12 protein-coding genes are annotated in these 15,593 nt (G+C 64.5%); 9 read left to right on the plus strand and 3 right to left on the minus strand.

Annotated elements, in window-relative coordinates:
- Positions 1–134 precede the first annotated feature (134 nt).
- The 7 genes from doeA (at position 135) to FJ946_RS16865 (ending at position 10,768) form a co-directional block, all read left to right on the plus strand.
- Complete coding sequence (gene doeA, locus FJ946_RS16835) at positions 135–1,313, plus strand: ectoine hydrolase DoeA (RefSeq protein ID WP_140499261.1); 1,179 nt, start codon at positions 135–137, stop codon at positions 1,311–1,313.
- Between the two features lie 5 nt (positions 1,314–1,318).
- On the plus strand, positions 1,319–2,320 hold the full coding sequence (gene doeB / locus FJ946_RS16840; RefSeq protein ID WP_140499259.1) for a N(2)-acetyl-L-2,4-diaminobutanoate deacetylase DoeB: 1,002 nt from the start codon (positions 1,319–1,321) through the stop codon (positions 2,318–2,320).
- A 260-nt stretch (positions 2,321–2,580) separates the two neighbouring features.
- Positions 2,581–6,390: a hydantoinase B/oxoprolinase family protein gene (locus FJ946_RS16845; RefSeq protein WP_140565557.1), complete on the plus strand. Its 3,810-nt coding sequence runs from the start codon at positions 2,581–2,583 to the stop codon at positions 6,388–6,390.
- Between the two features lie 72 nt (positions 6,391–6,462).
- Positions 6,463–7,458, plus strand: coding sequence for a sugar kinase (locus tag FJ946_RS16850; protein WP_140565554.1), 996 nt, complete (start codon positions 6,463–6,465; stop codon positions 7,456–7,458).
- Entirely contained in the window at positions 7,455–8,717 is a 1,263-nt protein-coding gene (locus FJ946_RS16855) for a D-tagatose-bisphosphate aldolase, class II, non-catalytic subunit (RefSeq protein ID WP_140517327.1), read from the plus strand. The genes FJ946_RS16850 and FJ946_RS16855 overlap by 4 nt, the downstream gene beginning before the upstream one ends.
- A 113-nt stretch (positions 8,718–8,830) precedes the next feature.
- Entirely contained in the window at positions 8,831–10,327 is a 1,497-nt protein-coding gene (locus FJ946_RS16860) for an aldehyde dehydrogenase family protein (RefSeq protein WP_140565551.1), read from the plus strand.
- A gap of 165 nt (positions 10,328–10,492) precedes the next feature.
- Entirely contained in the window at positions 10,493–10,768 is a 276-nt protein-coding gene (locus FJ946_RS16865; RefSeq protein WP_140517323.1) for a hypothetical protein, read from the plus strand.
- Between the two features lie 25 nt (positions 10,769–10,793).
- Here the strand turns inward: FJ946_RS16865 and FJ946_RS16870 are convergent, their stop codons facing one another.
- A complete protein-coding gene (locus FJ946_RS16870) occupies positions 10,794–12,020 on the minus strand; it encodes an FAD-dependent oxidoreductase (protein WP_140517321.1) in 1,227 nt (408 codons plus the stop codon).
- A gap of 174 nt (positions 12,021–12,194) precedes the next feature.
- The gene (locus FJ946_RS16875; RefSeq protein WP_140565548.1) at positions 12,195–13,292 is read right to left on the minus strand and encodes a CaiB/BaiF CoA-transferase family protein; all 1,098 of its coding nucleotides are present in this window, start codon (positions 13,290–13,292) and stop codon (positions 12,195–12,197) included.
- Positions 13,293–13,414: 122 nt separating this feature from the next.
- Between FJ946_RS16875 and FJ946_RS16880 the strand changes: the two genes are divergently transcribed.
- Both FJ946_RS16880 and FJ946_RS16885 read left to right on the plus strand, forming a co-directional pair.
- The gene (locus FJ946_RS16880) at positions 13,415–14,437 is read left to right on the plus strand and encodes an LLM class flavin-dependent oxidoreductase (RefSeq protein WP_140565545.1); all 1,023 of its coding nucleotides are present in this window, start codon (positions 13,415–13,417) and stop codon (positions 14,435–14,437) included.
- A gap of 52 nt (positions 14,438–14,489) precedes the next feature.
- Entirely contained in the window at positions 14,490–15,137 is a 648-nt protein-coding gene (locus FJ946_RS16885) for a ThuA domain-containing protein (protein WP_140499244.1), read from the plus strand.
- A 23-nt stretch (positions 15,138–15,160) separates the two neighbouring features.
- Here the strand turns inward: FJ946_RS16885 and FJ946_RS16890 are convergent, their stop codons facing one another.
- Positions 15,161–15,580, minus strand: a complete 420-nt coding sequence (locus FJ946_RS16890) for a VOC family protein (RefSeq protein ID WP_140499242.1) — start codon at positions 15,578–15,580, stop codon at positions 15,161–15,163.
- Between the last annotated feature and the right edge of the window lie 13 nt (positions 15,581–15,593).

A 15,593-nucleotide genomic window follows, 5' to 3' on the forward strand; every position in this document is an offset into this window, starting at 1 on the left:
GGCCGCAAGAGCATGATCCGGAAAAGTGGGAACCGGTTTTCCGAGGAGATCATGCTCAAACAAAAAATTACCTGGAGCCAGATTCAACGGAAGTTGAAGCGGGTTCCAGGGCCCAACAAACGAGGACCAACAAAATGCAACCGAATTTGAAATTCTCGCGAAGCGAGTATGCGGATCGCCTCGCCAAAACGCGGAAAGCCATGGCGGCGAAAGGCGTCGATCTGCTTATTGTCAGCGACCCCTCCAACATGGCCTGGCTCACCGGCTATGACGGCTGGTCCTTCTACGTGCATCAGGCCGTCATCGTGCCGCCGTCGGGCGAGCCGGTCTGGTATGGCCGCGGTCAGGACGCCAACGGCGCCAAGCGCACCGCCTATCTCGCGCATGACAACATCGTCGGCTATGCCGATCACTATGTGCAGTCGACCGAGCGCCATCCGATGGATTTCCTGTCGAGCGTGCTTGCCGATCGCGGCTGGGGCAAGCTGACCGTCGGCGTCGAGATGGACAATTACTGGTTCTCGGCCGCCGCCTTCGCCTCTTTGCAGAAGCACCTGCCCAATGCCCGTTTCGTCGACGCCACCGCGCTGGTCAACTGGCAGCGCGCTGTGAAGAGCCCGACCGAGATCGACTATATGCGCAAGGCCGCCCGCATCGTCGAGGCGATGCACCAGCGCATCGTCGACAAGATAGAGGTCGGCATGCGCAAATGCGATCTCGTCGCCGAGATCTATGATGCCGGCACGCGTGGCGTCGACGGCATCGGCGGCGACTATCCAGCGATCGTGCCGCTGCTGCCGTCGGGCGCCGACGCCTCGGCGCCGCACCTGACCTGGGACGACAAGCCGATGAAGTCGGGCGAGGGCACGTTCTTCGAAATCGCCGGGTGCTACAACAGGTATCATTGCCCGCTGTCGCGAACAGTGTTCCTCGGCAAGCCAACACAGGAATTCCTCGATGCGGAGAAGGCGACGCTCGAAGGCATGGACGCGGGGCTCGCGGCAGCCAAGCCCGGCAACACGTGCGAAGACATCGCCAACGCCTTCTTCGCGGTGTTGAAGAAATATGGCATCGTCAAGGACAACCGCACCGGCTACCCGATCGGCCTTTCCTATCCGCCGGACTGGGGCGAACGCACGATGAGCCTGCGCCCCGGAGATCGCACCGAGCTGAAGCCCGGCATGACCTTCCATTTCATGACCGGCCTGTGGCTGGAGACGATGGGGCTGGAAATCACCGAATCCATCCTGATCACCGAGACGGGCGTCGAGTGCCTGGCCAATGTGCCGCGCAAGCTGGTGGTGAAGAATTGAAACCGATGTCCGACCTTCGTCCGTCGCCGGTCTCGCCCTCGGTCGATTTCGATCGCGACGGCGCACAGCACGGTTTCCTGCGCCTGCCCTACAGCCGCGACGATTCGGCGTGGGGCTCGGTGATGATCCCGATCTGCGTCCTGCGCAACGGCAAGGGGCCGACGGCCCTGCTGACCGGCGGCAATCATGGCGACGAATATGAAGGGCCGCTGGCGCTCTATGATCTGGCGCGCACGCTCGATCCCGCCCAAGTCAGCGGCACGGTTATCATCGTGCCGGCGATGAACTATCCGGCCTTCCGCGCCGGCACGCGCACCTCGCCGATCGACAAGGGCAACATGAACCGCAGCTTTCCAGGCCGGCCAGACGGTACGGTGACGGAAAAGATCGCCGATTATTTCCAGCGGGAGCTGCTTCCCCGCGCGGATATCGTGTTCGACTTCCATTCCGGCGGCAAGACGCTGGACTTCGTGCCGTTCTGCGCCGCCCATACGCTGCCGAACAAGGCCCTGGAGCAGAGGGCCTTCGCGGCGGTCGAAGCCTTCGCGGCGCCGTTCTCGATGCGCATGATCGAAATCGATGCCGTCGGCATGTACGATACCGCCGCCGAGGACATGGGCAAGGTGTTCGTCACCACCGAGCTCGGCGGTGGAGGCACGTCGAGAGCCGAGACGGTGCGGATCGCCCGGCGCGGCATGCTCAACGTGCTGAGGCATGCCGGCATCGTTGCCGGTGCGGTCGAAAAGACGCCAACCCAATGGCTCGACATGCCGTCCGGCGATTGCTTTGCCTTCGCGGAGGAAGACGGCATGGTCGAGACGATGGTCGATCTCGGCGAGCCTGTCGAGAAGGGCGCGGTGCTGGCGCGCATCCATTCCACCGGCCGAACCGGCATCGCCCCCCAGGAGATCCGGGCAAAAATGTCGGGCATGTTGGCGGCGCGGCACTTCCCCGGCCTGGTCAAGGCCGGCGACTGCGTCTCGGTGGTTGCCGCATTGGTCGATTGACGGAAGGGCCCCCCGCCTTCAGGCAAGTTCGGGCCTATCCCGCATTTTTCCATCCTGGATCCAGATAGCGGCCGGCGAGCCAGCCGGCCGCGCTCACGGCTCCGGCCGGCGCGCTGCGGAGGCGCGTGCCTTGCCAGGGCCTCAGACATCCAAAGCCACCGTCATCGAAGAGGCGATGGCGCGACGACTTGTTCCGGCGCGAACTCGGGTATCAAAGAGTATGACTTTGCTGCCATACTCGCGATAAAGAGGGTGTCGGAATGCAACAAAAATGGGATTTCTGGATCGACCGCGGCGGCACGTTCACCGATGTCATCGGCCGTGATCCCGAGGGCGGCCTGCATCCGCGCAAGCTTCTGTCCGAAAATCCCGAGGCCTATGCCGACGCAGCCATCCAGGGCATTCGCGACCTTCTCGGCCTGCGCCCCGGCGAGCCTATCCCCGCCGGGCTGATAGGCGACGTAAAGATGGGCACCACGGTCGCCACCAACGCGCTGCTGGAGCGCAAAGGCGACCGCGTGCTTTTGCTCATCACCAAGGGATTTCGCGATGCGCTGAGGATCGCCTATCAGGCGCGGCCCGACATCTTCGCCAAGGAGATCATCCTCCCCGAACAGCTCTACGAGCGCGTCATCGAGGTCAACGAGCGCGTGCTTGCCGACGGCTGCGTCGAACGGCTGCTCGACATCGCTGCCTGTCGCCCGGCAATCGAACAGGCAAAGGCGGACGGCATCGACGCGGTCGCCATTGTCTTCATGCACGCCTGGAAATATCCCGATCACGAAAAGGCCGTCGCAAAGGTCTGCCGCAAGCTCGGTTTCGGCCAGGTTTCGGTCAGCCACGAGGTGTCGCCGCTGATCAAGCTGGTCGGCCGCGGGGACACCACCGTGGTCGACGCCTATCTGTCTCCGATCCTGTCGAGATATGTGCAAAGGGTAGGCCAGGAACTCGGCGTTCTCTCCCCCCTCGAGGGGGAGATGTCAGCGAAGCCGGCAGAGGGGATCGCCGCAGAAGGCACCACCAAGACGTCGAACCCCGTCGATCCGACCCGACCCGGCGGCTTCGCCGCCACCCTCCCCTCGAGGGGAAGGGAAAGTCCCCGCCTGATGTTCATGATGTCTTCTGGCGGGCTGACCGCCGCGGACCTGTTCCAGGGCAAGGATGCGCTGCTGTCTGGCCCGGCCGGCGGGGTCGTCGGCATGGTCGAGACGGCAAAGATCGCCGGCTTCGAAAAGGTGATCGGTTTCGACATGGGCGGCACCTCCACCGATGTCGCCCATTATGACGGCGAATATGAGCGCGCCTTCGATACCGAGGTCGCAGGCGTGCGCGTGCGCGCGCCGATGATGCGCATCCACACCGTCGCGGCCGGCGGCGGCTCGGTCCTGCACTACGAAGCAGGCCGCTTTCGCACCGGCCCGGACTCCGCCGGCGCCAATCCAGGCCCCGCCGCCTACAGGCGCGGCGGCCCGCTCGCCGTCACCGACGCCAACGTCATGCTCGGCAAGCTGCAGCCGGATTTTTTCCCTGCCATCTTCGGCCCCGGCCAGAACGAGCCGCTCGACGCGGAGATCGTGCGCCAGAAATTCACCGCGCTCGCAGCTAAAATCGGCGACGGCCGCTCGGCCGAAGCGGTGGCCGAAGGGTTCGTCACAATCGCGGTGGAAAACATGGCCAACGCCATCAAGAAGATCTCGGTGCAGCGCGGCTACGACGTCACCGAATATCTTCTGAACTGTTTTGGCGGCGCAGGCGGCCAGCACGCCTGCCTGGTCGCCGACGCACTCGGCATGGAGGCGGTGCTGATCCATCCGTTTTCCGGCTTGCTGTCGGCCTACGGCATCGGCCTGTCTTCGGTCTTTGCCTCACGCCAGCAGGCCTTGCTTGCACCGCTCGCGGAAGAATCGAGGCCGGCAATCGAAGGCCTGATCGCGGCCTTGCAAACCGCCGTTGTCGCGGAACTCGCCGCACAAGGCATCGCCGAGGACGCGGTGACCGCCAGACCGGCGTTGCAGATCCGTTATGACGGCACCGACACCGCACTTCCGGTGCATTTCGACCATGGCTCGATGTTGCGGGCGAGGGCCGATTTCGAGGCTGCCCACAAGGCGCAATTCGGTTTCGTCTATGAGGACAAGCCGATGATCGTCGAAGCTGTGAGCGTCGAGGGGACGGAGGCGGGCGGCGAGCAGAATACCGAAGCCTATGCGCAGGCGGGGCAGCCATCAAAAGCCAGGGCCGAGGAGGTCCGGCGGATCTATACGGAAGGAAAATGGCACGAAGCCGACGTCTGTCGGCGCGAGGCGTTGCGGCCGTCCGATCGGGTCGCCGGCCCCGCACTGATCATCGAGCCCAACCAGACGATCGTCGTCGAGCCGGGCTGGCAGGCCGAGATCACGGCCAGGAACCACGTGCTGATGCGGCGCACCAGCAAGAAAGGCCGGCAGGCGGCACTTGGCACCGAGGCCGATCCGGTGATGCTGGAAGTGTTCAACAATTTGTTCATGTCGATCGCCGAGCAGATGGGCGTGACGCTGCAGAACACCGCCTATTCCGTCAACATCAAGGAAAGGCTGGATTTCTCCTGCGCCGTTTTCGACCGGAACGGCGCGCTGGTCGCCAACGCGCCGCATATGCCGGTGCATCTGGGCTCGATGGACCGCTCGGTCGAGACCATCATCCGGCTGAACTCCGGCGACATTCATCCCGGCGACGTCTTTGCGCTCAATGCTCCCTATAATGGCGGCACGCATCTGCCCGATATCACGGTGGTCACGCCGGTTTTCGAGGAAGAGCAGCCGATTTCCCGGACAAGAGGGGAGATTGGCCAATCGCCCAAGATCCTCTTCTGGGTGGCCTCGCGCGGCCACCACGCAGATATCGGCGGTACCGCGCCGGGCTCGATGACGCCACTTGCCACCACGGTCGACGAGGAAGGCGTGCTGTTCGACAATTTCCGTATCGTCGATCGCGGAAAGTTCCGCGAGAATGAGCTGCAGACGCTGCTCACCGATCACCGCTATCCGGCCCGCAATCCGCACCAGAATATCGCCGATCTCAAGGCGCAGCTCGCCGCCAACGAAAAGGGCGTGGCGGAGCTGCGCAAGATGGTGGCGCATTTCGGGCTCGATGTCGTGGAGGCCTATATGGGCCATGTGCAGGACAATGCGGCCGAGAGCGTGCGGCGCGTGATCGAGCGGCTGCCGGATACATCGGCCTATGAATATCCCACCGACACCGGCCAGGTGATCAAGGTGAAGATATCGGTCGACCGGCAAAAGCGCGAGGCGACGGTCGACTTCACCGGCACGTCGCCGGTGATGAAGAACAATTTCAACGCGCCAGAGCCTGTCGCCCGGGCGGCGGTGCTCTATGCCTTCCGCGTCATGGTCGAGGACATGATCCCGATGAATGCCGGTTGCCTGAGGCCGATCAACATCATCATCCCGGACGGCTCGATGCTGAAACCCGCCTATCCCGCCGCCGTCGTCGCGGGCAACGTCGAGACCTCGCAGCACGTCACCAACGCGCTGTTCGGCGCCATGGGCGCTATGGCCAATGCGCAAGGCACCATGAACAATCTGACCTTCGGCAACAGCAAGTACCAGTATTACGAGACGATCTGTTCCGGTTCGCCCGCCGGCGAGATGAATTCCGGCCGCGGCTTTGCCGGCACGTCGGGCGTTCACACCCATATGACCAATTCGCGCCTTACCGATCCGGAAATACTGGAGCTGCGGTTTCCGGTGATGCTGGAGGATTTCCACATCCGCGAAGGCTCCGGCGGCAAGGGCAGGTGGAATGCCGGCGACGGCACGAAGCGCACCATCCGCTTCCTGGAGAAGATGGAATGCGCCATCCTGTCCTCGCATCGCAACCGGCCGCCCCAAGGGCTGGGCGGCGGTGGCGATGGCGAGGTCGGCTCGACCAAAGTGCGCCGCAAGGACGGCACGGTCGAGGTGCTGAAAGCCTGCGACCAGACGGTGCTTCAGGCCGGCGACGCCGTCATCGTGACGACGCCGACGCCCGGGGCGTTCGGAAGGCCGGAGCCAGGGCCGTCCAACGTTTGATAGAATCGCGGAACCGCTCTATCCGTTTTTTGGAATCCGCATTTCCCTTGCCTTTCACACGGGGCCTTCGCCATGCCAAGCAAATCCCCATTGAAGACACTGGCACCCGATGGACTCGGGCCGACCGTCACCGTGGGCGAGATCCTGGTGGAGATCATGGCCACCAGCCGTGGCAACGGCTTTCTCGAGCCCATCGCGCTGACCGGACCCTATCCGAGCGGGGCGCCGGCGATCTTCGTCGACCAATGCGCCAGGCTTGGCGGGCGGGCCGGCATCATCGCCTGCGTCGGCGATGATGATTTCGGCAGGATCAATGTCGAGCGCCTGCGCCGGGACGGTGCGGATGTCTCGGCCATCGCCGTCAGCCCAGACTATCCGACGGGCAGCGCCTTCGTGCGCTACCGTGAGGACGGTTCGCGCGACTTCGTCTACAATATCGGCAAATCGGCCGCGGCGCGGGTCGGCTTGACCCCTGAGGCCAGGGCGCTGCTGGCGCGTTCAGGCCACCTGCACGTCATGGGCACCGCACTCAGCATTCCCGCCATTTGGCAGGTGCTCGACCATGCCATCGATGTGGTCAAGGCGCGTGGCGGAAGCATCTCGCTCGATCCCAATCTTCGCAAGGAACTGCTCGGCCATGGCCAGACGCGCGAGCGCTTCGCGCGGCTTCTCGACATTGCGGATCTGATCCTGCCGTCGGGTGAGGAACTCCACACCGCTTCGGGCAACGACAATGAAGCCGACGCGCTCGCCTCGCTGTTTGCCCGCGGCGCCGGCGAGGTCGTCGTCAAGCGCGGCGCGTTGGGCGCGTCCCTGTTCGGCGCCGACGGCAGCCGCGTCGAGTCGCCCGGCTTCCTGGTCGAGGAGATCGATCCGACCGGCGCGGGCGACTGTTTTGGCGGTGCCTACATCGCCTGCCGCAGGCTCGGCATGCCTGCCGTGACCGCGCTCGATTACGCGAATGCGGCAGGCGCGCGCAACGTCACGCGGCAAGGCCCGATGGAAGGAGCCGGCACGCGCGCCGAACTCGATCTGTTCATTGCCAACACGCCGAGGCGACGCCCGTGACCGATCCATTGCTGAAACTTGCAAATTCCCGGCGGCGGGGCGCGGCGGAAGGCATCACCTCCGTCTGCTCGTCCCATCCGGTCGTGATCCGGGCCGCAGTGCGCGACGCCGCGCTGTTCTCGCGGCCGCTGCTGATCGAGGCGACCTGCAACCAGGTCAACCAGTTCGGCGGCTATACCGGCATGCAGCCCGCTGACTTCGTCGCGGCGGTGACCGCTATTGCAGGCTCCGAAGGCCTTGCGCCCGAGCGGGTCATCTTCGGCGGGGATCATCTCGGTCCCAATCCATGGCGAAAGGAAGATGCCGGCGCGGCCATGGCGAAGGCCGAGGACATGGTGTCCGCCTATGTCCGGGCCGGTTTCCGCAAGATCCATCTCGATGCCTCCATGGGATGCGCGGGCGAGCCGGCGGCGCTGGATGACGCTACGATTGCCAGGCGCGCCGCCCGCCTGGCGCGCAAGGCCGAGGACGCCGCCAGCGGGACCGACCGGCCACTCTACGTGATCGGCACCGAGGTTCCGCCGCCGGGCGGAGCGGATCATCTCATCGGCGAAATCAGCCCCACAAGCCTGTCCGCGGTCCAGCACACACTGGCGGTGCATCGGCAGATCTTCCACGAGAACGGCCTCGCAGACGCCTTCTCGCGGGTCATCGCCGTGGTGGTGCAGCCGGGCGTGGAGTTCGGCAACGAGAACGTGGTCTTCTACGATCGCGCCAAGGCGCTGCATCTGCGCGAATTGCTCGACCAGGAAGCGGGCCTGGTCTACGAAGCCCATTCCACCGACTATCAGACGCAAGCGGCCCTACGCGAACTGGTCGAGGACGGCTTTGCCATCCTCAAGGTGGGGCCGCAGCTGACTTTCGAACTGCGCCAAGCGCTCTATGGGCTGGACCTGATCGCCTCCGATCTGTTGCCCGACTACGGCGCGCGCCCGCTTTATCAGACCATGGAAGCGCTGATGACGGCCGATGCCAAGGACTGGCACAGCCACTACCACGGCTCTGCGGCGCAACAGCGCGTGCAGCGGCACTATTCGCTGTCGGACCGCATACGTTACTACTGGAACCATCAGGAGGCGATGGAAGCTGTCCAGCGATTGACGGCCGCCTTGTCGGGCAAGGCCGTGCCGGTGACGCTGTTCCATCAGCATCTGCCCGCGCTCGACCGCTTTGCCGGGCAGCCGCTCGATCCGGAGGCGGTGTTGGTGGCCGCGGTTCAGCAGGCGCTGGAGGGCTACCGCTTCGCCTCCAGCGGTTGAGCGGCCGATAGCCAGGGGACGCAGTTCGGTCATTTCGACGACTTGTCGGCTTACTTGCTTGAGGTGTGCCTGCACCGGGGTAATAGTCGCGACGGAATGGCGAGGAGGAGGATATGACGCTGAACTTCGACCCAAGGGCGAAGGCCGCGACGCTCTACCATGGCGAATTCCGGCCGATGTTCATCGGCGGCAAATGGGTCGCTGCGCAGTCCGGACAGGAGATGCAGGCGCTCAACCCGGCGACGGGGCAGGTGCTGGCGACGGTGCCGCGCGGAGGCGCCGCCGACATCGACGCGGCGGTGGTGGCTGCGCGCACCGCTTTCGAAGGTCCGTGGTCCGGATTTTCGCCTTACGAACGGCAGTGCGTGCTGCTCAGGATCGCCGATCTCTTCGAGAAGAACTGGGAAGAGCTCTGCGTCTCCGACACCCTCGACATGGGGCTGCCGATCACGCGCACGCTCGCCAACCGGCGCCGGGTCATCGGCATGCTGCGCTTCTATGCCGGGATGGCGACCGCGCTGCATGGCGAATCAATCGACAATTCGATCCCGGGCGAGATCGTCACCTTCACCCGGCGCGAGCCGGTGGGCGTGGTCGGCGCCATCATTCCCTGGAACGCGCCGACCGCCGCGTCGATCTGGAAGATCGCGCCGGCGCTGGCTACTGGCTGCACGATCGTGCTGAAACCTTCCGAGGATGCATCGCTGACGCCGCTTTTGATCGCGCGGCTGATGCAGGAAGCGGGCGTTCCCGACGGCGTTGTCAACATCGTCACCGGAACCGGGGCCGAAGCCGGCGCGCGGCTTGCCGAACATCCCGACGTCAACAAGATCGTCTTCACCGGCTCGACGCTCACCGGCCAGGCGATCGCCCGGGCGGGTGTTGCCAATCTAAAGCGCGTTTCATTAGAACTCGGCGGCAAGTCGCCGCTCATCGTGTGCCGCGACGCCGATATCGACAAGGCCGTTCCGATCGCGGCGATGGCTGTCTTCGTGCATTCGGGCCAGGTCTGCATCGCCGGTTCGCGACTGTTCGTGGCACGCGAAATCCATGACCAGTTCGTGCGCCGGCTCGCCGATTTCGCCGGCAGGCTGCGCATCGGCCACGGCATCGAGGCCGAAACCGAAATGGGGCCGCTCATCAATGCGCGGCAGGCCGGCAAGGTTGAGGGTTACATCAAGGCGGGCAGCGAGGAGGGCGCGGAACTGGTCGCCGGCGGATCGCGGCTGACCGGCGGCCTCTATGACGGCGGCAATTTCATCGCCCCAACCGTCTTCGGCGCGGTGTCCGACACGATGACCATAGCGCGCGAAGAGATCTTCGGGCCCGTTATCTCGGCAATGCCCTTCGATACGCTTGACGAAGCCGTCGCCCGCGCCAATGCGACGCCCTATGGGCTGGCCGCCGGCATCTTCACCACCCATCTCGGCACGGCGCACAAGCTTACCCGCCGGGTCAAGGCGGGTTCCGTCTGGGTCAACATGTACCACGCCATCGACCCCGCCGTGCCGTTCGGCGGCATGAAAATGTCCGGGTATGGCCGCGAGGGCGGCATCGAACATCTGCACGAATATCTGGAGACCAAGTCGGTGTGGATCCAGACCGACTAAGGCTTTTGTCGGTTTGTCAGGCGAGCCGGCCTGCGCCGCCGGTTCTCACGCTGCCGCTCATGCACGCCGGCTGCAAATCAACCGGCGCCCGTTCTCAGGAACTTTTCTTTATCCGGCGATTTTTGGATATAAGATGAAATCCGGTTGGCCAGGAAGGTGTTGTCGATGACGACGAAACGCTTCGCGATCTGCGCTCTCGCCCTTGTGATGGGCTGCGGCATCGTCTCTTCGGCGTCCGCCGGGGCCAGGCACCGCCACCACCAGGGCGAACCCGAACGCTATGTTCCCGCTGACGGCGATATTATCGACATACTGTTCGGCGGCCCGCGCTACTATGACCGGCAGCTTGTCACGACGGCCGCCGGCGCCTGTTCCTACCACCGGGTGGGGCCGGATGCGAATGCGCTGAACAAGATCAACGATCACCATTGCGGAAAATAGCGGGCCGACCGCTCCGCAAGCAGGCTCATGACGCTTCCCATCCGGGAAAGCGGTCCGGCCGCAGCCATGTCTGGGCTGGGCTGCCATTGCCGGAAAACACGGCGTCAACCAGCCAGCGCGCGGTGGCGGGGGCGGCATGCATGCCGATGGAACCCATGCCGCCATGCACGAACAGGCCCTCGACGGCCGTCCTGCCAGCGACCGGCAAGCCATCGGACAGCATCGGGCGGTTGCCGGGATAGACGTTCCTGACCTGCGGCGCGCCGAGGCCCGGCAGCATGCGCAGCGTGCGGCTGGCGATCCGGCTCGCCATGTCGGTGTTGCGGACGAGATCGCGGAAGGCCGGCTGGACGGAGGCGCCAAGCCTGGCATCGCCGCCGCCCATGGGGTTGAGGCAGATGGCTTCCACCGCCGGCTGGTCGTCGCGCTGCGCGGCGACATCGGCAAGGCCGTCGAGCCTCATGCGCCGGCCGAGCTCTTCCTGATCCGGCCAGGTCAATTCCTCGACGATCCAGGGCAGCTCGAAGTCGAGTTTTCCCAACTGGATCAACCAGCCGCGGCCGGCGGTGAAGGGCAGGCCGGGCAGCGGTCCGTCGCCGACGGTGCGGCGCAGAAGGTCCGACATCCACAATCCGTTGGCGATGAAGATGAGATCGGCGGGAACGATCCCCTGGTCGGTCAAGATACCCTGGACCTTGCCGCCCCTGGAGAAGATCTGGGCGACGCGCAGGCCGGTGCGGATCGTCGCGCCGGCCTCACGGGCGGCGTGGGCGAAGGCATGTGTCGCGCCCATGGGTTCCAGCGTCCATGCACGGCCGACGGAATAGGCGCCTGCCACGTTGAAGCCGACACGAGGGTGGTCGCGCGCCAGTTCCTTGCCCGTGATCTTTTCCATTGCCACGCCGGCTTCCCTGTAGCGGTCGGCCACGGCGGCAGCCGCCTCGAAACTCGCCTCGTCTTCGGAAATCAGCAGATGTGCGATGGCGGCGAATTCGAAGGGAACGGGTCCGTCGGCAAGCTCGGCATAGATCGCGACGCTGGCGTCCAGCAGTTCGACGACCTCTTTCTGCGGGCCGGTGAGCAAGGTGCCGGTGTTTCGTCCTGAGGACTCGGCGGCGATCATGCTCTGCTCGAGGATCGTCGTCTTGAGACCGTGGCGGGCCAGTTCATAGGCGAGCGTGCAGCCGGCGATGCCGCCGCCGATGACTACGGCATCCATTGGTGTCTGGACGCGAGTCGAGTTGAAGGACATGGAGCGCAGCCTCCTAATGAAAGACATCTCGTATACTGGTATACGAGCTGTCTTTCAAGTATCCCGCCCGCGGCTGCCGAGCGAGTGCCGCCACGATATCGTCTTCGGTCCGAGTCGGGCGCAGGCCAGTCGGCGATTTCCTCAGCCAAAGGCGGGTAGCCGAAAACTGCCTATTCAACGACTTACGGTTGGATCCGCAAGTTCGGCACGAATCTCCGCACCATGTTCGTCGCGTGCCGGGCTTTTCGCCGGTGCCTTTGCCGTCCGTTTGGAAAAACGGGGGGCGGAGGCAGCTTGGAGTGCGCCATTCTCGACCAACCAGGAGCCGCGTGCGGCCATGTGCGGATGCAGCGCCGCCTCATGCGGGCTGAACACAGGCCCGACGCAGGCATCCGTTCCTTCGAACAATTTCATCCACTCGTCTCGGGATTTTTCGGCAAAGATCGCTTCCAGCCGGCTGCCGAGCTCAGGCCAGAGGCCGCGGTCGAACTGAGCGGCGAACTGCGGATCGCCGCCCAGACCAAGCCTGTCGAGGAACAGCGCATAGAATTTCGGCTCGACGCACTGGACGCTGATGAAGCCGCCATCAGACGTGCGGTAGACGCGGCACCAATGCGGTCCGTCCAGAAGGCTCCGGCCACGCTCGGCGGCAAGCCCGCCGGATGGTGCGAGCGACATCAACAGGTTCATCATATGGGCCGAGCCGTCGACGATCGCCGCGTCGACGACCGTGCCTTCACCACCGGCGCGGGCGTTCATGATGGCGGCCAGCATGCCGATCACCAGATAGAGCGCGCCGCCGCCTATGTCGCCGACCAGCGTCGGCGGCGCCATTGGCGGCTCGCCCGGCAGGGAAGCATACCAGAGTGCGCCCGACACGCCGGTATAGTTCATGTCGTGGCCGGCGGTGCGGGCGAGCGGGCCTTCCTGCCCCCAGCCGGTCATGCGGCCATAGGCCAGGCGAGGGTTGGCGGCCAGACACACATCTGGACCAAGCCCGAGACGCTCCATCACGCCCGGCCGGAAGCCCTCGATCAGGCCGTCGGCGGTGGCGATCAGGCGCATCAGCACGGCAACGTCCTCGGCATCCCTGAGGTCGAGCGCGATAGAGCGCTTGCCGCGATCGAGCAGCGAGCGCTCGGGAAGGCCCGGCACGGATGCATGCTTGCGGTGGACGACGATCACGTCGGCGCCGAGATCGGCGAGCAGCATGCCGGCAAAGGGCGCCGGCCCCAACGCCTCGATCTCGACGATGCGGATTCCCCTGAGCATCCCACCCTCCACGGCATTCAAACTTTCGGTAAGGCACACTTTTGGTGTCACGCAGGGGCGACGGTGTGTAACCCTGCTCTTTTGGCATTGAAGCACGTGTCGCCGGTATATACGTCAGGGCCATGAAAAAAATCGGTTTCCTGTCATTCGGGCACTGGACGCCCTCGTCGCAATCGCAGGTGCGCTCGGCGTCGGAGGCGCTGTTGCAATCCATTGATCTCGCCGTCGCGGCCGAGCAACTCGGCGCTGACGGCGCGTATTTCCGCGTCCACCATTTTGCCCGACAGCTCGCCTCGCCATTTCCGCTGCTGGCGGCGGTCGGCGCCAAGACCAGCCACATCGAGATCGGCACGGCGGTCATCGACATGCGCTACGAGAATCCGCTCTACATGGCGGAGGACGCGGGTGCCGCCGACATCATCGCAGGCGGGCGCCTGCAGCTCGGCATCAGCCGGGGCTCGCCCGAACAGGTGATCGATGGCTGGCGCTATTTCGGCTACGCGCCGCAGGAAGGCAAAAGCGACGCCGACATGGCGCGGCATCACGCCGAGGTCTTCCTCGACACGCTGCGCGGCGAGGGCTTCGCCCAGCCCAATCCGCGGCCGATGTTTCCCAACCCGCCCGGCTTGCTGCGCCTGGAGCCGCATTCTGAAGGCCTGCGCGAGCGCATCTGGTGGGGTGCCGCCACCAACGCCACTTCGGAGTGGGCGGCGAAGCTGGGCATGAATTTGCAGAGCTCGACCCTCAAATTCGACGAAAGCGGCAAGCCCTTCCATATCCAGCAGGCCGAGCAGATCCGAATCTATCGCGAGGCCTGGAAGGCGGCCGGCCATGAACGCGAACCGCGCGTCTCGGTCAGCCGCAGCATTTTCGCGCTGGTCGACGACCGGGACCGCGCCTATTTCGGGCGCGGCAATGAGGGCCGCGACCAGATCGGCTTCATCGAGGAAAACACGCGGGCGATCTTCGGGCGCAGCTATGCCGCCGAGCCGGACGTGCTGATCAAGGAGTTGGCCGAGGACGAGGCGATCGCCGAGGCCGACACGCTGCTGCTCACCGTGCCCAACCAACTCGGCGTCGACTACAACGCCCATGCCATCGAGGCGATCCTGACCCATGTCGCGCCGGCGCTGGGTTGGCGCTGACAGCCGAGCCGTGTAACCATCGCTGCTGCGGACAGTTCAGGAGGTTCACTGCATGGCAAAGAAGGCCTTGATTGCCTGGGGTGGGTGGGAAGGCCATACGCCCCAGCGCAGCGCCACTGTGGTGCGCGACATGCTGGAGCGCAATGGATACACGGTCACGCTCGGCGAGGGCACGGGGATGTTTGCCGATCCGGAGCTGAACTCATTCGATCTCATCGTGCCCGTCATCACCATGTCGAAGATCGAAAAGTCCGAGCTGCAGAATCTGACGCGCGCGGTTCGACAGGGAACGGGACTCGGCGGTTTCCACGGCACGATGGGCGACAGTTTCCGCAACGAGCCGGACTATCAGTTCATGACCGGCGGCCAATGGGTCGCGCATCCCGGCGACATCATCGACTATCGCGTGGTCATCACCAAACCGGACGATCCGATCACGAGAGGCATTAGCGACTTCGCCTACCGGTCGGAGCAGTACTACATGCATGTCGACCCGAGCAACGAGGTGCTGGCGACGACCACCTTCACCGACGAGCATTTCCCGGGCATCGGCGGCGTCGACATGCCGGTTGTCTGGAAGCGAAGATATGGCGCAGGCAAGGTCTTCTACAGTTCGCTCGGACACACGGCGGATGAGTTCGCGATGCCGGAAATGGCTGTCATCGTCGAGCGTGGTTTGCTCTGGGCCGCGCGGGGGTAGCTGCCCACTGAAACCGCGACAGCCTACCAATCGGCGACGCGATCGCCGCCTGTGAATTGCGCACTCTTGCCGGTGTATTCGAACAGTTCGATCTTCACGCCGTCGGGGTCGCGCAGCCAAGCCTGATAGGTGTCGTCGCAGGCGAGTTTTTTCGCGGTGACCTCCACGCCCCTGGACGCGATATGCGTGATCGCGGCGTCGATATCCTCCACCTCCAGGCAGAAATGGTTGATCTGGTTCGTCTCGCTGAACCGCGCACCCTCTTTGTGAAAAACCTCGATATGGCTGCGGCCGCCGCAATTAAGGTAGAAACCGAAAATCTTTCCGTCGCGCAGGAAATTGAACTGGATATCAATGCCCAGGACATCCTCGTAGAAGCGCCGTGTCTCGTCCAGATCATTGGCGAAGATGCAGACATGGGCGAGTTGTTTGACCTTGATCATGGCTGGCTCCTCA

Source organism: Mesorhizobium sp. B2-4-7 (assembly GCF_006442685.1).
In the GTDB taxonomy this organism is placed as follows: Bacteria; Pseudomonadota; Alphaproteobacteria; order Rhizobiales; family Rhizobiaceae; genus Mesorhizobium.